At 70.4% G+C, this 18,423-nt stretch carries 15 protein-coding genes; 6 read left to right on the top strand and 9 right to left on the bottom strand.

All coding sequences use genetic code 11. The annotated features are described in order from the left end of the window. Positions 1–31: 31 nt before the first annotated feature. The gene (locus tag QSK05_RS00075; protein ID WP_285592564.1) at positions 32–2,992 is read left to right on the top strand and encodes a serine/threonine-protein kinase; all 2,961 of its coding nucleotides are present in this window, start codon (positions 32–34) and stop codon (positions 2,990–2,992) included. A gap of 230 nt (positions 2,993–3,222) precedes the next feature. Here QSK05_RS00075 and QSK05_RS00070 read toward each other — a convergent pair whose 3' ends face one another. Together QSK05_RS00070 and QSK05_RS00065 are read right to left on the bottom strand one after the other, a co-directional pair. Beyond that, positions 3,223–4,062, bottom strand: a complete 840-nt coding sequence (locus QSK05_RS00070) for a hypothetical protein (RefSeq protein ID WP_285592561.1) — start codon at positions 4,060–4,062, stop codon at positions 3,223–3,225. Positions 4,063–4,155: 93 nt separating this feature from the next. Beyond that, a complete protein-coding gene (locus tag QSK05_RS00065; protein ID WP_285592559.1) occupies positions 4,156–6,114 on the bottom strand; it encodes a serine/threonine-protein kinase in 1,959 nt (652 codons plus the stop codon). A 17-nt stretch (positions 6,115–6,131) separates the two neighbouring features. Between QSK05_RS00065 and QSK05_RS00060 the strand changes: the two genes are divergently transcribed. Beyond that, a complete protein-coding gene (locus QSK05_RS00060; protein ID WP_285592557.1) occupies positions 6,132–6,722 on the top strand; it encodes an RNA polymerase sigma factor in 591 nt (196 codons plus the stop codon). Positions 6,723–6,758: 36 nt separating this feature from the next. On the opposite strand, the gene QSK05_RS00055 is transcribed toward QSK05_RS00060, so the two are convergent. After that, positions 6,759–7,163 carry a hypothetical protein gene (locus QSK05_RS00055; protein ID WP_285592555.1) on the bottom strand — a complete coding sequence of 135 codons (405 nt, stop codon included), beginning with the start codon at positions 7,161–7,163 and terminating at the stop codon, positions 6,759–6,761. A gap of 232 nt (positions 7,164–7,395) precedes the next feature. Between QSK05_RS00055 and trpB the strand changes: the two genes are divergently transcribed. From trpB to QSK05_RS00040, 3 genes are read left to right on the top strand one after another with little or no spacing between them, the layout of a single operon-like run. Further along, positions 7,396–8,577, top strand: a complete 1,182-nt coding sequence (trpB, locus tag QSK05_RS00050; protein WP_285592553.1) for a tryptophan synthase subunit beta — start codon at positions 7,396–7,398, stop codon at positions 8,575–8,577. Next, the gene (gene trpA, locus QSK05_RS00045; protein WP_285592551.1) at positions 8,574–9,389 is read left to right on the top strand and encodes a tryptophan synthase subunit alpha; all 816 of its coding nucleotides are present in this window, start codon (positions 8,574–8,576) and stop codon (positions 9,387–9,389) included. The genes trpB and trpA overlap by 4 nt, the downstream gene beginning before the upstream one ends. 9 nt (positions 9,390–9,398) lie before the next feature. Beyond that, complete coding sequence (locus QSK05_RS00040; protein ID WP_285592549.1) at positions 9,399–10,142, top strand: GntR family transcriptional regulator; 744 nt, start codon at positions 9,399–9,401, stop codon at positions 10,140–10,142. Between the two features lie 3 nt (positions 10,143–10,145). On the opposite strand, the gene QSK05_RS00035 is transcribed toward QSK05_RS00040, so the two are convergent. The 6 genes from QSK05_RS00035 to QSK05_RS00010 all read right to left on the bottom strand — a co-directional run bounded on the left by QSK05_RS00035 (position 10,146) and on the right by QSK05_RS00010 (position 16,275). Beyond that, positions 10,146–11,783, bottom strand: a complete 1,638-nt coding sequence (locus tag QSK05_RS00035; RefSeq protein ID WP_285592547.1) for a monocarboxylic acid transporter — start codon at positions 11,781–11,783, stop codon at positions 10,146–10,148. Between the two features lie 8 nt (positions 11,784–11,791). Next, positions 11,792–12,136 carry a DUF485 domain-containing protein gene (locus QSK05_RS00030; RefSeq protein ID WP_285592545.1) on the bottom strand — a complete coding sequence of 115 codons (345 nt, stop codon included), beginning with the start codon at positions 12,134–12,136 and terminating at the stop codon, positions 11,792–11,794. 311 nt (positions 12,137–12,447) lie between these two features. Beyond that, positions 12,448–13,941: a sodium/solute symporter gene (locus QSK05_RS00025; protein WP_285592543.1), complete on the bottom strand. Its 1,494-nt coding sequence runs from the start codon at positions 13,939–13,941 to the stop codon at positions 12,448–12,450. Beyond that, positions 13,938–14,357, bottom strand: a complete 420-nt coding sequence (locus tag QSK05_RS00020; RefSeq protein WP_285592541.1) for a DUF485 domain-containing protein — start codon at positions 14,355–14,357, stop codon at positions 13,938–13,940. Before QSK05_RS00020 ends, QSK05_RS00025 begins: the two co-directional genes overlap by 4 nt. Next, a complete protein-coding gene (locus tag QSK05_RS00015; RefSeq protein WP_231487283.1) occupies positions 14,354–15,094 on the bottom strand; it encodes a LytR/AlgR family response regulator transcription factor in 741 nt (246 codons plus the stop codon). Before QSK05_RS00015 ends, QSK05_RS00020 begins: the two co-directional genes overlap by 4 nt. A gap of 11 nt (positions 15,095–15,105) precedes the next feature. Continuing rightward, positions 15,106–16,275 (bottom strand): sensor histidine kinase, encoded by a 1,170-nt coding sequence (locus tag QSK05_RS00010; RefSeq protein WP_352300171.1) that lies wholly within the window; start codon positions 16,273–16,275, stop codon positions 15,106–15,108. A 297-nt stretch (positions 16,276–16,572) separates the two neighbouring features. Between QSK05_RS00010 and QSK05_RS00005 the strand changes: the two genes are divergently transcribed. Then, complete coding sequence (locus tag QSK05_RS00005; protein WP_352300168.1) at positions 16,573–18,057, top strand: DNA-3-methyladenine glycosylase 2 family protein; 1,485 nt, start codon at positions 16,573–16,575, stop codon at positions 18,055–18,057. The last annotated feature ends 366 nt before the right edge of the window (positions 18,058–18,423 follow it).

The raw sequence follows: 18,423 nt of genomic DNA, 5'->3' as shown, positions 1-18,423 counted from the left end.
AATCACTCGCTTCGGATGGCAGACTGCAACGGTGCCTGACATCGCCCCCTTACGTGCCGGAGACCCTGCGCAGGTGGCCGGGTACCGGCTCACCGGCCGCATCGGGGCCGGTGGTCAGGGTGTTGTTTACCTGGGTGTTTCCCCCGATGACGAGCGGGTCGCGGTCAAGCTGCTACGCGTCGAGGACGACCACTCGCGCCAGCTCTTCGCCCGGGAGGTCGCCGCCGCCCGCCGGGTCGCGCCGTTCTGCACGGCGCAGATCATCAACTTCGAGACGGACGGCCCGTCGCCGTACGTCATCAGCGAGTTCATCGAGGGCCCGTCCCTCCAGCAGTACGTCGCCGAGCGGGGGCCCCTGACCGGCACCCGCCTGCAGCGCCTCGCCATCGGCACGTCCACCGCGCTCGCCGCCATCCACCAGGTCGGTGTGGTGCACCGCGACCTCAAGCCGGCCAACGTGATGATGTCGCCGGAGGGTCCGCGGGTCATCGACTTCGGCATCGCCCGCGACCTCGCGCAAGACACCACCAAGGTCAGCAAGCTCTTCGGCACCCCGGCCTACATGTCGCCGGAGCAGCTGCGCGCCGAGAAGGTGGGCCCCGCCACCGACATGTTCGCCTGGGGCTCGGTGATGGCCTTCGCCGCCACCGGCCGGGCCCCGTTCGAGGCCAACCACATCATGGCCGCGATCAACAAGATTGCCCACGAGGAGCCGGATCTCACCGGCATACCGCCGGAACTGCTCACCGTGCTGCGGCACTGCTTCAGCAAGGACCCAGCCCGGAGGCCCACCGCCCAGCAGACGCTGTACATGTTGCTGGGGCGGCCCTCCGAGCTCGACACCCCGAACGCGACGATCGTGCTGGCCGAGGCCACGCAGCTGGTCGAGGCCAGTTCCACCGGCCCGACCGTGGGCTACACCGCGGCCCACCCCGACGCCCGCCTCACGGCGGTGCACCAGCCGGCGTCGATGGGCGAGACCCGGGTGGACCACTCAATGACAGACGCATCTGGCCTCCCGGCCACCCCGGTCACCGGCCCCGGTGGCCCGGCGGGGAAGGGCCGGCCCACCGCGGCGTCCGCGACCGGTGCCGCTGCTGGTGCGGTCCCGGATTCCGGTGCGGGCCTGGGGCAGCTGCCGCCGTGGGGCACGTACGCGCCGAGCACCCCCGAGCAGCCCCAGTACGGCCCGCCCCAGCACAGCCGGGCCCTCTACACGCAGCCCCAGCAGGGTGCGCCGGGACCACAGGGGCCTGCGGGGCAGGGTGGTGCAGTCGGCCGGGGTGGTGCAGCCAGCCAGAACAAGCAGGGTACGGGCCTCCAGCCGGGCCACATTTCACCGGGGCAAGTTCCGCAGAGCCCGGTTTCGCGGGGCCAGGGGCAGCCGGGCCCGGGTCAGGGTCAGGTACAGCAGGGTCAGGTACAGCAGGGTCAGGTACAGCAGGGTCAGGTACAGCAGGGTCAGAGTTCGTGGCAGAGTGCGCAGTCGGCCTCCGGCGGCTCGGCGCCGGGCCAGCAGTCCTGGGCACCACCGGGTCAGAATCACCAGCAGAACCGGGGTTGGGGGCAGCCGCAAGGCACTTCGCCGTCGAGTGCCGGCGCTCCGTCGTCGAACCCTGGCGCTCCATCGAACCCTGGCGCTCCGTCGAACCCGGGCGCTTCGTCGAACCAGGGTGCTCCGCCGAATTACGGCACCCCGCCGGACCGCGGCGTCCCAGCATCGGGCCAGGGCACTTCGCCGAGTTACGGAGCTCCGTCGAACCGTGGTTCGGTGCCGTCGAACCAGGGCACGTCGCCAGTGAGCCAGGGCTTCTCGTCGGGCCAGGGTGCTGCGTCGGGCCACGGCACTGGGCCGAACCATGGCACTGGTGGGCCGAATCACGGTGTCTCTCCCGGCCACGGTGCGGCGCCGAGCTACGGGACTCCGTCGAACCGTGGCGCGGTCTCGCCGAACCAGGGCACGGCGGCACCCGCGCACCCGGGTGCTTCGCCCAACCATGGCACCGCACCGACCTATGGCGCCCCCTCGAACCGGCCTGCTTCACCGCCCGACCGGGGCGCTTCGTCCCCGGGCCAGGGTGTTGCTCCGAGCTATGGCGCTCCAGCGAACCACGGCACTCCGCCGTCGAACTTCGGCACTCCCTCGCCGGACTACGGGGTGCTGCCCACGTACGGGGGACCGTCGTCCGCAGTTCCCGGTTCGGCTCAGCGCGGCGGCGCAGCCGTGTCCCAGCCCTCGAACGGACCCGGCTGGAGCGGCCCCCAGCCCCAGCCGTCCCAGCCCCAGACCTGGGGTGCCGGTAACTCCGGTGTCCCGGGGCCGCGTCAGAAGGCGCCGAACCGGGGCCGCCCGGTGGTTCTCGTCACGGCGGCGGCCGTGCTGATCCTGGCCGCTGCCATCGTGGTCTGGGACCGGGTGATCGACAACACCGTGAGCCGGGACGGTTCGTCGAGCAGTAGTTCGGGTGACACCTCGGGCAGTAGCTCCGGCAGCGGTTCGAAGAGCGCGCCGGATCCGGCCGCGTGTGGCGGGCGCATCAACGTCGGGGCCGACTCCGACTGCGCCTCGGACAGTTCGGTGTCGAACGACTCGTCCTCGGCCGACGACTCCAGCAGCGGTACGGACAAGGTCGCAGCCTCCGGCACGCTGCCCTACGGCCTGGACGGCACCTGGGAGGGCGAGGTCTCGCAGCCGCTGGGCAAGGTCTCGAGCTTCACCGTGCACCTGGAGCTGACCGGCGGCAAGAAGCGCGCGGGCACGATGACCATGCCCGAGCTGGGCTGTCTCGCGAAGCTCACCGTGGAGAGCTCGGGTCTCACCACGGCCCAGCTCAATGCGCCGGTGAAGGCCGCGGACGACCCGAACCAGGCCTGCGCCCGCCGGGCCGAGGTGATCCTGATCGGGACCAGTGCCGACACGATCAGTTACACCTGGACGGACAAGACCGCGGTCGGCAACACGGCGTCGGGCACCCTGACGCGGGTGGACTGAAAGCTGACCCGCGCCGGGCCCGGGGTTACGACATCCGGGCCGGCTCGTCGTCACCGCCGCTGAAACCGCATCACTTGGGTGTCCCACCCGTTCTGAAAAAGCTCTTGGAAATGACCGGGTTTCACTGATGCTCGGGATTTCCCGCCCGAACGGACACCGAACCGGCACCGAACGGACGAAGGGGTGGCCGACGTCCTCAATCGTCGGTCACCCCTCCAGGAGCGGAATTCTCAGCCCTGCGGTTCCTTGGCGGTACCGGCGTCGCCGCAGCCGACGCTGTGAGCGATGCGGTAGGTGGCAGATCCCTGGGCGAAGTCGCCCAGGATGCTCTCCGTGCCGTTGTCGGCCCGGGTGCCGCCCTCGCTGAGATCGATGCGGGTGCGGGTGATGGTGTAGGCCCCCGAGCCGGTCGCATCGGCCCGGTAACCGGCCAGGTAGAGCTTGTCGTCGACGGCCGGGCAGGCGACCCCGTTGCCGTAGCCCGTGTAGCCGAGGTCGAAGGTGTACTGCTGGTCGTTCTTGTTCCGGGTCTTGATGATCTGGCAGTCGATCACCGCGTAGAGCGCGGCGCTGCGGCCGGTGCTCAGCAGGATGATGGCCGAACCGTCACTCAGCCGGTTGGCCACCGCCGAGCCGGCGATCGGGCTGGCGCTGGTGAATGTGGTGTCGAAGATCGCGCCGGTGGCTGTCTTCACGCCGAGCAGCCGGGTGTCGCCGTCGTCAGCCAGCCAGATCTGGTCGGCCTGACCGTCACCGTCCAGGTCACCGGCCTTGGCCGTGGCGGCGCCGGCCGGGATGTCGGAGCCGTCCGCCGCGCACCCCTCGCCGTCCGCGGTCGGCTCGGCGTCGTCCTTGGTCGTGGTGCTGGAGGACGACGTCGAGCTTGAGTCGCTGGTGGCGCTGCTCGACGGTCGGGAGGTAGTGAGGCCCGCCGGGCCGGCGGTGGCGTCGGCCACCGGCGTGGCCGAGGGCGAGCCACAGGCGGCGAGGGTGAGCAGGCCCGCGGGAATCAGGGCCATCGCCGAGAGAGCCCGGCGGCGACCGGTGTGGGCGGCGCGGGGGGAGATCATGGTCGCTCCTTCCGGATCACGAGCGCCCGGGGCGGGCGCTGAATCCTTGGATGCGTCGGACGGCGGAAAAGTTCGGGGTGGTTCTCCCGGAGCTCAGCTCCGGGCCGCGGATCCCTCGTCGACAACCAGCTGGTCGATCAGTTCCTGGGGGGCGTGGTCGTTGTCGCTGGTGCGGCGGATCTGCAGGTAGACGTATGTGCTGCTGCCCTCCTGGGGCTCCAGGTACACCTCCTGCACCTGGCCGGTGCCACCCTCACAGTCGGTCCAGGTGTGGATCTGACCCGTCCACGTGCTCTCGACCCCGAACGCCTTGGCCTTGCCGTCCGTGCACGTGTCGTGGGTGATGGCCATGACCTTCTTCGGCAGGTTCTCAGAATCGCTCAGTCCCACGAACACACCGTTGACGTCTTTTTCGAGGTCCGACCAGTTCTGCACGCTGTCCGAGAGCAGCAGCCCGTCGGCCTCCGTGGCGGTGAGACCGATCGTGGTCGGGTTCCAGCCGGTCTCCACCAGCTGCGAACCGAAGGCGGGGGGCGCGGTGAGAGTGATCGAACGGCTGGCATCGCTGACCGTCAGGTCGCGGTTCGCCCGCCACTGCCAGAGCAGTACCGCTCCGATACCGGTGGCGGCGGCCAGGACCACCACGGCCGTCATCGTCGCGATCCAGCGTCCGTGCCCCTGGTTCAGCGGTCGGGCCGGGGTCGTGGAAGGCCCCTGGGTCGACTGGAACCCCTGAAGAGGGCTGTGGGCCTGCTGGGCCTGCTGGGCCTGCTGGGCCTGCTGGGCCTGCTGGGCCTGCTGGGCCTGCTGGGCCTGCTGGGGATGGTTGTACTGCTGCTCGGTGACCGGAGGGGCCTGGGCGTATCCGCTCTGGTTCCAGCCCTGCGGGTCCGGCGTCCGGTGCGGGGTGTTCGAGGGAGGGTTCGCGTAACCGCCCTGGTAGCTGCTCTGATAACCGCCCTGGGACGCCGGCTGCTGCCCGAACCGGGGTTGCTGGGTGAACTGGGGCTGCGGGCTGAACTGGTCCGAGCCGGCCGGGGCGCCTTGGTGGTTCTGGTGGTTCTGCCATCCCGGCCCGGTCGGAGCCGGCTGCGGGCCCTGCGGCCCCGGCGTCCCCTGATAGTTCCAGCCCGGCGTCGGGCTGACCGGCTGCGGATAACCGGAGCGGCCCGTCCCGCCGGGGGTGAAGGAACCCGGCGTCGGGGTGGAGGCCGAACCGCCGTGACCGATCGTCGGGATCGAGGCCACGGTGACGTCGTCATCGATGTGGGAGGCCAGCTCGTCGAACCGCGCGGCCAGGCTCGCGGCGTCGGGCCAGCGGCTCTCCCGGTCGCTCAGCAGTGTGAGCAGCAGTGTCTCGCGCACCGCGGGCGGCAGGTCGGACGGCAGCTTCTCGCGCAGGACCAGCGAGATCGGGGGCCTCTCGGCCGTCATCAGGTGGTAGGCGAACGCACCCAGGCTGTACACGTCGGCGCGGGGGTCGACGCCGATCTGCGGTTCCATCTGCTCGGGGGCCATATACCCGGCCGAGCCGACCGACATCGTCACGCCCGAGCCGTGGGCCAGGCTCTTGGCCACTCCGAGGTCGGCCACCAGTAGCCGTTCTCCGCCTCCGCGCACCGATGTGATCAGCACGTTCGAGGGCTTCAGGTCGCGGTGCACCACCCCGGCGGAATGCAGCTCGGCCACACCCCGGGCCACCTCGGCGGTGACCCGGAGCGCTTCGGCCAGGGGATAGGCGCCGTCGGCCTTGACCCGATCGGCGAGAGTTCCGCGATCGGCGTATTCCATCACCAGGTAGGGCCGACCGTCGGTCAGCTCCCCGATGTCGAAGACCTGCACGATCCGCTGCGACGCCGCCTGGCGCAGCATGCGGGCCTCGCGCAGGAAGCGTTCACGCAGGTCGAGGCGGTCGGCCCAGTTGTCGGCCATGACCTTGACAGCGACCTCGGCGTCCAGTGACTCGTCGTGGGCGAGCCACACCACAGCGAAACCACCGGCACCGAGGCGACGGACGGGCCGGTAGCGGCCGATCAGCTCGGGCAGAGGCATGGCAGCATCATGCCGCTATGACCGACGTACCCGAAGAGTTCGCTGCCCCTCAGGGCGCTACTCGACCCGGTAGTGACCGGATCGATATCTTGGCGAGGGCTGCCGCGGCCGGCGATGACGCAGCTCTCAACGATCTCCTCGCCGCCATCCAGCCGGAAGTGTTACGACGGACCGGCAAGATGCTGCCCCATCGGGAAGACGCCGAGGAGGCCGCGCAGGACGCCCTGCTCCAGGTCGCGCGTCGCATCAGCAGCTTCGAGGGCCGCAGTTCGTTCCGCACGTGGCTCTACGTGGTCGTGTCGAACGCCGCCCGGCAGACCTACCGCGACCTGAAGCGCAGAGCGGGCGAGCAGCCCCTCACCGTGGAGGAACAGGTGCGCCCCGACCCCCGGCGCACCAGTGTGATCGCCGGGTCGCGCATCGACCTGCTGGAGGCCCTGGAGTCGCTGGAGAGCTCGCACCCGCAGCTGGTGCTGCCCTTCGTCTACCGCGACCTGGCCGATCTGGAGTACGAGGAGATCGCCCGGCGTCTGGACCTGCCGCTGGGAACAGTGAAGTCGCGCCTGAACCAGGCGCGGCAGGAGGTGCGACGCCGGCTCGTGCGCTGAGCCGACGCCCGTGAAGATGATCTACCGGCCGATGATCTACAGGTAGAGGTCGATCACGGCGCCGAGCTGGGACGGGTCCGGACGGGCCTGTCCCGGGGCGGCCCCGGTGTCGGACTCCGGTGAGCCGGCCGTCTCGCCGGCGCTGCCCGCACCCGCGCTGGTGGTGCTCCGCCGGGCCGTGACGGTGCTCGTGGTCGAGCGTTCCTCGTACTGCCGGGCGCGGTTCTCCGTGTTCGTGGCCAGCACCGCGGTCGCGGCCTCGACGCCGACACGGGTCTGCACCGCTCCGGCCAGCTGACGGGCCGTGTCCGAGGTGGCCTCCGACTTCACCAGGGCCCGCAGGTCAGTACGGCTGTTGTGCTGCAGCACGGGGGCATAACTGCTGGCCGTGAGGTGCTGGTTCGCGACCGGCAGGATGGTCATCGAGCTCATGGTGCTCACCACCGATCCATAGATGTTTTATCGACTACCTGCTCTGTCGGTCCCAACTTGAGCTTTGGCAGAGAAGTTTCCGTACTCGCCTCAGATGGCCCCATCAGGCAGGCATTTTTCCTCAGGGAGGCCTTCGGGCCGAGCGTGGCGGTTCCTCAAGATCGATTCCCGGGGACGGGCACTTTCGAGTAAGAGTTCTAGAACTCTTGACGGAGAGTTCTAGAACTCTTACGGTCAAGGCATGACGCAGACCGCATCCGTCCTGGCCGATCCCGGCGCCGACGGCCGGTTCGGCGCCTTCGGTGGTCGTTACGTACCCGAGGCGCTGATCCCGGCCTGTCGCACCCTCGAGCGCGAGTTTCGTTCCGCCTGGTCGGATTCGGCGTTCCGTGAGCATCTGACCCGCACGCTCGCCGTGTACGCCGGGCGCCCCACACCGGTCACGCCCGCCGCCCGGCTCTCCGCCGAGCTCGGGGTCACCGTGCTGCTGAAGCGCGAAGATCTCGCCCACACCGGCTCACACAAGATCAATAACGTTCTGGGGCAAGCGCTTCTGGCTCAGCGCATGGGCCGCACCACCCTGCTCGCCGAGACCGGGGCCGGGCAGCACGGCGTGGCCACCGCCACCGTCGGGGCACTGCTCGGGCTCGATGTCACAGTGTTCATGGGCGCGAAAGACGTCGAGCGGCAGGCGCTCAATGTGTTCCGGATGGAGCTGCTCGGCGCGAAGGTGGTGCCGGTGACGGCGGGCAGCCAGACGCTCGCCGACGCCACCAGCGAGGCGTTCCGGCACTGGGTGGGGCAGTCCGACACCGCGCACTACTGCATCGGTTCGGTGATGGGTCCGCATCCGTACCCGTGGATGGTGCGGGAGTTCCAGCGGGTCATCGGCGAAGAGGCGCGGGGGCAGTGCGCGCAGCTGCTGCCGGCCGGAATTCCGGACGTCGTGGTCGCCTGTGTGGGCGGTGGCTCGAACGCGGCGGGCACCTTCGCCGGGTTCGTCGGCACCTCCGCCCGGCTGGTCGGCGTGGAGGCGGCCGGTGGGGCCGCGATCGGCAACGGTTCGCCCGGCATCCTGCACGGCTTCGAGTCCTACCTGCTGCAGGACGACGACGGGCAGGTGCTGGAGGCGCACTCGCTCTCGGCCGGCCTGGACTATCCCGGTGTCGGCCCGGAGCATGCTCATCTCGCCGACTCCGGCCGCGCCACCTACGTCAGCGCCGACGACGACGAGGTGCTGGCCGCGATGGTCAAACTGGCGCGCACCGAGGGCATTCTCGGTGCCCTGGAGAGCTGCCACGCCGTGGCCTGGGTGCTGCGTGCCGCCGGTACCGACGAGCTGCCCACCGGGTCAACGGTGCTGGTGACCCTGTCCGGCCGCGGCGACAAAGACGCCGCCCAGGTGAGGGAGCTGCTCGCATGACCACCGTGACGGTCGGGCGTCCACCCTTGGAACGACACCTCCGCGACCACCGTGACCAGGGCCGCAAGGCTCTCGTGCCCTATGTCACCGCCGGAGTGGTGCCCGGCTGGACCGGGCTGGTCGAGGCGCTGGCCGCGGCCGGGGCCGACGCGATCGAGATCGGATTGCCCTTCTCCGACCCGATGCTCGAGGGCACGACCATCCAGGAGGCCTCACAACGGGCGCTGGAGCAGGGGATGACCACCGAGCGGGCGCTGGCGGCGGTGGCGGAGCTGGACCTCGACATCCCGCTGGTCGTCATGACCTACAGCAATCTGATCCGGCACCGCGGGGCCGGGGTGTTCTGCGAACGTCTGGCCGGCGCCGGGGTGTCCGGGCTGATCCCCGTCGACACCCCGCTGGACGAGGCCTCGCCCCTGGTCGCCGCCGCCCGGTCGCAGGGGATCGAGACCGTGCTGATCGTGGCACCTTCCACTCCACCCGACCGCATCGACGCGATCGCGCGCCTGGGATCCGGGTTCGTGTACGCGTCCACCGTCATGGGAACCACCGGTGAGCGCATCGTGCTCGGTGACCAGGCGGCCGACCTGGCCACCCGGGTGCGGGCGGCCACCGACCGGCCGGTGCTGATGGGTTTCGGCATCTCCGGACCGGAGACCGCGGCACAGGCGGCCCGGCATGCGGACGGTGTGATCATGGGAGCCGCCGTGATGCGCCGGGTGCTGGCGGGCGAGAACGCGGACGAGGTGGCCGGCCTGGTGCGGGAGGTGCGCACGGCCCTGGACGCGATCGTCGAGCCGCATTGGCCCTAATCTGAGGGTGTGGCAGTTGAACCGAAGTACCGCCGGATCGCCGACGCACTGGCCGAGCGGATTCGCGCCGGGGATTTCGGTGCTGATGGCGCCCTACCCCCGCAGCGCGTCCTGAGCGACGAGTACAGCGTGACCCTGATGACTCTGCGTCAGGCACTGAAGGCGCTGCAAGACGACGGGCTGATCGAGCAGAGGGCCGGGCGGGGCACCTTCGTGGTTCCCCCCGAGGTCGCCCACGACCAGGCCAACCTGCGCAGCCTCGCCGACGAGCTGAACACCCAGGGAGTGCCGCTGCGCACCGAGGTGCTCGATGTGCAGACCGGCAAGCTGCCGCGCGAGGTGGCGATCGAATTGGGCATGCCCGCCGAGGCACCCGCCCTGCGGCTGGAGCGGCTGCGGTCGGTCCGCGGAATCCCGTTGCTGCACCAGATCTCCTGGGTGCCGCAGCCGTGGGCCGAGGCGATCGCGGAGGTCGACTTCCGGGTCACCCCGCTCTACGGCGCGATCGGCGAGGCCACCGGCACCCACCCCGAACGGGCCGAGGAAGCCCTCACCGCCGAGGCCCTGACCGCCGGTCTGGCCGGGCTCACCTCGACCGCAGAAGGCCGCCCGGCGCTGGTGATGCGCCGGACGACCTTCGACGGAACGGGCCGGGCCTACGTGGTGGACACGGCCACGATCCTCGACGAGCGGTTGCGGATCGTGACCGACCGCCGCACCTCAGAGGTCACGCACACCTGGCGTTTCGGCTGAGGATCAGTGATCCACGGCCTTCTCGGCGCCCGCACCGGTCAGGGATCGGACCTCCATCTCGGCGTACTTCTCCGCCGAGCCGACCTCCTTGCTGGTGATGGTGCCGAGATAGCCGAGCAGGAAGCCGATCGGGATCGACACGATGCCCGGGTTGTCCAGCGGGAACCAGTGGAAGTCGATCCCGGTGTCGGTGATCATCGACAACGAGGCCCCGGTCTTCGCGTCGATCTTCCCGGAGACCACCGGGGAGAAGATGATCAGCACGATCGCCGAGGTCAGCCCGCCGTAGATGCTCCACAGGGCACCCCGGGTGTTGAACCGCTTCCAGAACAGCGAGTAGAGGATCGTCGGCAGGTTGGCCGAGGCCGCCACCGCGAAGGCCAGGGCCACCAGGAAGGCCACGTTCTGGTCCTTGGCGAAGATGCCGCCGACGATCGCGACCGCACCGATGACCACGGCCGTGATCCGCGCGACCCGGACCTCGTCGTCCGCCCGCACCGAGCCCTTCTTGATCACGTTCGCGTAGATGTCGTGGGCGAACGACGCGCTCGCGGTGATGGTCAGCCCGGCCACCACCGCCAGGATGGTGGCGAAGGCGACGGCCGCGATCACCCCGAGCAGCAAGGTGCCCCCGAGTTCGAACGCCAGCAGCGGCGCCGCCGAGTTGGCCTTGCCCGGGGCGGCCAGGATCTTCTCCGGCCCTACCAGCCAGGCCGCGCCGAAACCGAGCACCAGGGTGAACAGGTAGAAGATCCCGATCAGCAAGATCGCCCAGACCACACTGCGCCGAGCCTCTTTCGAGCTGGGCACGGTGTAGAAGCGCATCAGGACGTGCGGCAGGCCGGCCGTACCGAGCACCAGGGCCAGGCCGAGCGAGATGAAGTCCAGCTTCGTGGTGTCCGTGAGGCCGTACCGCAGACCGGGTTCCAGCAGCGCGGTACCGGCCGGGGAAGCTGCGGCGGCGTCACCGAGCAGCGCGGAGAAGTTCAGCCCGGCCCGGCCCAGCACCCAGACCGTCATCAGGGCGGCGCCGATGATCAACAGCACGGCCTTGATGATCTGCACCCAGGTGGTGCCCTTCATGCCGCCGACCAGCACGTAGACGATCATCAGGATGCCGACGACCGCGATGGTGAGGTTCTGTCCGGCCGAACCGTCCACGCCCAGCAGCAGGTTCACCAGGCCGCCGGCGCCGGCCATCTGGGCCAGCAGGTAGAAGAAGCTCACCGCCAGGGTCGAGATCGCGGCCGCGGTGCGCACCGGACCCTGTCGCAGGCGGAAGCTGAGCACGTCGGCCATGGTGAAACGGCCCGTATTGCGCAGTAGTTCGGCCACGAGCAGCAGGGCGACGAGCCAGGCCACGAGGAAGCCGATGGAGTACATGAAGCCGTCGTAGCCGACCGTCGCGATGGCCCCGGCGATGCCGAGGAAGCTGGCGGCGGAGAGATAGTCGCCGGCGATCGCGATGCCGTTCTGCCGCCCGGTGAAGGCGCGCCCTCCGGCGTAGTAGTCGGCGGCCGTGCGGTTGTTGCGGGAGGCCCGCAGCACGATCCCCAGGGTGATCACGACGAAGACGAGGAAGATCGTGATGTTCAGTGCGGGGCTGCCGATGTCACCGGAAGCCGTTGCCGCAGCAGGCATGGGCCACTTCACTTCGTCTCACCGCTCTCGATGTGCGCGCGCAGGCGGTCGGCGGTCGGGTCGAACTCACGGTCGGCCCAGCGGGCGTAGGTCATGGTGATCGCGAAGGTCGAGACGAACTGCAGCAGGCCGATGATCAGGCCGATGTTGACCCGGCCGATCACCTCGGTGCTCATGAAGTCGGGGGCGTAGGCGGAGAGCGCCACGTAGAGGAAGTACCAGGCCAGGAAGACGCCGGTCAGCGGAAAGACGAACCGGCGGAAGCGCGTACGCAACTCCTGGAACTCGTCGCTCGCCTGCACCTCCTGGTATCCGGTGCCGCCGAGGGGGCGGTCGGGCTGATCGTCGGACATCACAGCTCCTCACATGACTCGGTACGCGTCGATTGCGCAGATGCGCGCCCACTGTGAGCCGGGTCACTCGCCCGCCGATAGGGGTGACCGCCGTCACTTCGGTGGATGGTTCCCGGCGGGCGATGTGCGGTGAATGCGAGAGGGCCGAGCGGTCACCCAGACACGATGAGTGGCCATCCCCGGGCGGTGCGTGATCACCCAAAAACCTTTCCGTGATCATGCAAAACCTCCCCGGAGTTCTAGAACTGTGGTCCGGAGAGTTCTAGAACGCCGGGGAGGATTTGCATGATCACGGAGGAAGTTGAGGAGGGTTACGGCGGGGTGGGGTGATCGCCCCGGTTCAGGTCCAGGGCTTCTGGGGCGTGCAGTCTCACCATGATCGTGTTCACCCCGGGGGTACGGCGGGTGCGCAGGGAGACCACCACCATCACCAGGAACGCCGACGGCACGGTCCAGGCGGCGGGCTGCCCGAGCAGGGCGGCGGGCCAGCCGGACGAGACCGCCCCGGAGACCGTCAGCAGCACGGCGGCACTGGCCAGCAGGCCCCCGACGACCAGCCCGGCCAGCGCCCCGGCGCGGGTCAGGCCCCGCCACCAGATGCCCAGCACCAGCAGGGGGCAGAAGGTGGACGCGGCCAGGGCGAAGGCGAGGGTCACGGTGTCGGCCAGGCCGGTGCGCACACCGAGCAGCGACAGCGTGGCCGGGACCAGCACAGCCAGCGCGGCGCCGACCCGGAACCCGCTGACGCTGGTGCGGAAGCGTCCCCGCAGCAGGTCCTGGCTCAGCACCCCGGCGACGGAGATGGTGAGCCCGCTGGAGGTGGACAGGAACGCGGCGAACGCGCCCGCGGTGAGCAGGGCGGTGGCCAGGTCTCCCCAGGGTTCGCCGAGCATCCGGCCCGGCAGCAGAAGCATCATCGAGTCGGGGCTGTCCAGCAGGTCGCCGGCGTAGATCCGGCCCAGGGCCCCGTAGACCGGCGGGAACAGGTAGAAGGCACCGAGCAGGGCGATCACCGAGAGCACCGTGCGGCGGGCGGCCCGGCCGTCGGGGTTGGTGTAGAGCCGCACCAGCACGTGCGGCAGGCCCATCGTGCCGAAGAGCAGGGCCAGCAGCAGTGAGTAGGTGCGGTAGACCGGGTGGTCCCCACCGCTCAGTGGCTCGGACCACGCAGAACCGGGTACGGACGCGGGGCTCGGGGATCCGTCGGAGTGCCAGGCGATCAGGAGAAGGACGACGGGTAGCGCGATCGCGGTCAGCTTGAGCCAGTACTGGAAGGCCTGCACGAACGTCACCGATCGCATGCCGCCCGCGGTCACGTTCGCCACGACCACCAGCACCGCGATCGCCGTGCCGACCCAGCCCGGCGCCCCGGTGGCCGTGCGCAGGGCCAGCCCGGCGCCGAGGAACTGCGGCAGCAGGTAGAGCCAGCCGATACCGACGACGAGGACGGCGGTGACCCGTCGCACCCCGGCCGAGCGCAGCCGGATCTGCGCGAAGTCGGGCAGCGTGTAGGCGCCGCTGCGACGCAGCGGTGCGGCCACCAGCGCCAGCAGCACCAGGTAGCCCGCGGTGTAGCCGATCGAGTACCAGAGCATGTCGCTGCCGGTCGCGAAGATCAGCCCGGCCACTCCGAGAAAGCTGGCGCCGGAGATGTACTCGCCGCCGATGGCGGAGGCGTTCCAGCGCGGGCTGACCATCCGGGAGGCCACGTAGAAGTCGCTGGTGGTGCGGGACAGGCGCAGGCCGAGGGCACCCACCAGCAGGGTCGCGGCGCAGACCAGGGCAACGGCGATCCAGGTGCTCACCGGCGCCGCAGGATCTCCGTGAAGTCGCGTTCGGCCCGCTCCACGGCGCGCACGTGCCACCCGGCCGCCGCGAACAGCAGCGGGAACACAGCGACCCCGAGCACGATCCAGGCCACCGTCACCGGGCCGACCCGGGTGCCGGCCACCTCGGGCAGAGCCAGGAAGAACAGCGGCAGGGCGCCGAGACCCCCCAGTGTCACGCCGAGCACCACGAGGGCCGGCCGGAGCTGGGAACGCAGCAGGGCCTTGAGGTAGACCTCGCCGACCTCGGTCTGCTCGTCGATCTCCCGGGTGGCCGGGCGGACCTCCGGCCGCGGGACAGCCGACATCCGCGGGCTGGTCACCCGCACCCGCTCGGTCGCTCGCACCCGCTCGGTCGCGCGGGCGCGGTCGTTCGCCCGCGCGCGTTCGGTCACCGGGCGTCCCGGCGGATCAGCAGGTCTTTCACCTGGCGGGTGTGCCGCCGGCTCACGGTCAGGTGGTGGCTGCCGAGCCGCACGTGGAACCGGCCGCCGTCCATCAGCAGCTCGCTCACGTGCCGCATGTTGATCAGGGTGCTGCGGTGGATGCGCACGAAACCGGCCGTGCCCCAGCGATCCTCCAGCGTGCTCAGGGGCACCCGGATCAGGTGGCTGCCCCCGGCCGTGTGCAGCCGCGCGTAGTCGCCCGAGGCCTCGACGAAGAGCACGGTGGAACGCCGCACGAAGCGGGTGACGCCGCCCAGCTCGACCGGGATGTCCTCGTCGCGTTCGGGCACCGGCACGGGCACGGCACTCTGTGCCTCCACCGCCCGTCGCACCGCCTCGGCCAGCCGCTGCGCCCGCACCGGCTTGAGCACGTAGTCGACGGCCCGCACGTCGAACGCCTCCACGGCGTGCTGCTCGTAGGCGGTGACGAAGACCAGGTGCGGGCGGGAGCTGTAGCGGGCCAGCACCCGGGCCAGGTCCAGGCCGTTCAGCCCGGGCATGGAGATGTCGCAGAACAGTACGTCCACCTGCTCGGTCTCGAGGACGCGCAGGGCCTGGGCGCCGCTGTCGGCGGTCAGCACCCGGCCGATGCGGTCGTCCGAACCCAGTAGCCAGGCCAGTTCGGACAGGGCCGGGGGCTCGTCGTCCACCACCAGGGCGCGAAGCGGGCTCGGCGTCGTTGCCATAACGGCTGAGCCTATGGGCCGGGCGGCCCCGCGTGAACTCCCGGAGCGTATTTCGGTACCCGGAAACTCACCTTTGTGCCCGCACCCGGCGCCGTCTCCACCACCAGACCGCACCGGTCACCGAACACCTGGCGCAGCCGGGCGTCGACGTTGCCCAGGCCGACCGACTCCCCGCTCTGCCCGGCCAGGATCCGCTCGATCAGCACCGGATCGGCGCCCACCCCGTCGTCCTCCACCCAGATCAGCGCATCGGCACCGGAGTCGGCGGCCCCCAGGGTGATCAGGCCACCGCCCTCCTTGGCCTGCAGGCCGTGCCGCACGGCGTTCTCGACCAGCGGCTGCACCGACAGGTAGGGCACGGCGACCGGCAGCACCTCCGGCGCCACGCGCAACCGCACGCGCAGCCGCTCGCCGAACCGGGCCTGCTCCAGCACCAGGTAGCGCTCGATGTTGCGCAGCTCGTCGGCCAGCGTGGTGAACTCGCCGCCGGTCCGGAAGGCGTAGCGGGTGAAGTCGGCGAACTCCAGCAGCAGCTCCCGGGCCCGTTCCGGATCGGTGCGCACGAACGAGGCGATCGCGGCCAGGGAGTTGTAGACGAAGTGCGGGCTGATCTGCGCCCGCAGCGCCCGCACCTCGGCCTCGATCGCCCGGGTGCGCGAACGGTCGAGCTCGGCCAGCTCGATCTGGGTGGACACCCAGATCGCCACCTCACCGGTCGCCCGCACCAGGGCCGCGCTGGCCGCGCCGCCGTAGGCGATCAGGGCCCCGACCACGGTCTCGCCGCTGATCAGCGGGGCCACCACGGCACTGCGCAGCGGGCAGTCGAGGACCCGGCAGGGTTGGTCCCCGTCGATCTGGGCGGCGTCGAGCACGCTGGTGCGGCCGTTCGCGATCACCCCGGCCGCATGCCGCCGGGCGTGCTCGCGGTGGTGCACCCCGTCGCCGTCCCACGCCAGCAACCGGGAGCTGTCGGCGAGGGCGACCGCCGGGGTGCCCAGAAGCGTCCTCAGATGACGGATCGCCAGCTGGGCGCTCTCGGGTGTGAGCCCGTCCCGCAGAGGTGGGGCCGCCAGCGAGGCGGTGTGCAGGGTGTCGAAGGTGGCGCGTTCGGCCGGGGTGCCGAGATCGGGACCGCGTCGGCGCCGGCGAAAGGAGAACACGCTGATCATCAGTACCACCATGACGACGAACGCCCCGGCCGCACCCAACCAGCCGTCCGGCGTCATTCGAGCACGGTAGTGGGTGAGGCACAGACACAGAGCACCCGCGAGCACCAGCCACCCGTGGTTCAGCAGGAAAACGACGTCGACCCCGTGCCCCGGCCATCAGCGCCGATCCACGTGCGATGCTCGAAATATGACGTCCCGGAACACCGCCCGACACTTCGCCGACCGGCACCGCACCGGGAACCCGGTGGTTCCGGCCAACGCCGGGGCCGCCGGCTTCGGTGAGGTCAACGGCAGCTTCCGGTGAACGCGCTGCACGAAGACCCCGAACGGTGCGTGCGCATCGTGCAGTCGCACGACGAGCGCTTCGACGGGTTCTTCTTCACCGCCGTGCTCACCACGAAGATCTACTGTCGCCCGAGTTGCCCGGCGGTGCCGCCCAAGCCGAAGAACATGCGGTTCTACCCGAGCGCGGCGGCCGCGGCCGGGGCCGGTTTCCGCGCCTGCAAACGCTGCCGTCCCCAGGCCGCCCCCGGTTCCCCGGACTGGAACGTGCGCGCCGACCTGGTCGCCCGCGCGATGCGCCTGATCACCGACGGGGTGATCGACCGGGACGGGGTGCCGGGTCTGGCCGCCCGCCTCGGCTACAGCGTGCGGCAGGTCGAGCGGCACCTGATGGCCGAGCTCGGCGCCGGTCCACTGGCCCTGGCCCGCATGCAGCGCGCCCAATCGGCCCGGCTGCTGATCGAGAGCACACCGATGCCGTTCACCGAGATCGCCCTGGCCGCCGGGTTCAGCAGCGTGCGTTCGTTCAACGAGACCGTGCGCGAGGTGTTCGCCCTGACCCCGGGCGAGCTCCGCGCCCGGGCCGGATCGCGCGCTCAGACCCAGCCCGGCTCCATCTCCCTGAAACTTCCCTTCCGCCGGCCGTTCTTCCCCGACAACCTGTTCGGCCACCTGGCCGCGACCGCCGTGCCCGGGGTCGAGGAGTGGCGGGACGGCGCCTACCGATGCGCCTTTCGCCTGCCGAACGGCCACGCGATCGCTGCGCTGAGGCCGCTGCCCGACCACATCGCCTGCCAGCTCCGGCTGACCGACCCCCGCGACCTGACCGCGGCGATCAGCCGGTGTCGCTGGCTGCTCGACCTCGACGCCGATCCGGTGGCCATCGACGACCAGCTCGCCCGCGACGAGGTGCTGGCCCCGCTGGTCGAGAAGACGCCGGGCCGCCGGGTGCCCCGCATCATCGACCCCGAGCAGTTCGCCGTCCGGGCCGTTCTCGGCCAGCAGGTCTCGACCGCCGCTGCGCGCACCCACGCGGCCCGGCTGGTGCAGGCCCACGGCGAGCCGATCGACGACCCGGCCGGCGGCCTGACCCACCTCTTCCCTACCAGCCAGGCACTGGCCGAGCTGGACCCCGAGAGTCTGGCCCTGCCCCGCGCCCGCCGGGTGACCCTGTTGCGGCTGGTCGAAGCCCTCAATTCCGGCGACGTCGTCCTGGACATCGGCGGTGACTGGAATACCGCTCGCGAGCAGTTGTCCGCGCTTCCCGGATTTGGTCCGTGGACCGTCGAATCGATCGCCATGCGGGCCCTGGGTGATCCGGACGCATTCATTCCCGGTGATCTCGGGGTGCGGCAGGCCGCGCAACGGCTCGGGCTGCCGGACAAGCCCGGGCCGCTCACGGTGAGGGCCGAGATCTGGCGGCCCTGGCGGGCATACGCGGTGCAGCACCTTTGGGGGACGAGTGGGCACCCGGTCAACCAGATGCCACCGCCCGGTCCGGACATTCTGTGATCGCCTCATTACACAGAGCGCCGATATACCGAATGCGGATTTCTCCAGGCGCCCAGAATTCAATCAAACACCCGTCCAAAGCGTGGTGCGGGCTCAGGTAAACACCTGATTCACCGGCTTTCCCGGCTGGGGCCGGAGAAATTCAAGAAAACTATGGTCATGGACCTGGTCGCGGGGGCGTGCAAGGAGGGACGCCGGGACGCCCGTGCCGGTGGGGCGCTCCCGCGGTCAGGTCTCTCAGCCCGGATCCACCGGCCAGCATGAGTGATGTCACCGCAAAATAGGCCGCGGGTGCCCGCTGACCTGGGATGATGTTCTTGCGACGGAATATCAGCCCGAGGATCAAGGAAGCACCCGCGAGATGCG

The sequence above is a fragment of the Kineosporia sp. NBRC 101731 genome (genome assembly GCF_030269305.1).
Classification (GTDB): Bacteria; Actinomycetota; Actinomycetes; order Actinomycetales; family Kineosporiaceae; genus Kineosporia.
Note: the sequence above shows the minus strand (reverse complement) of the source record. Positions and strands in the feature narration are given on the sequence as shown.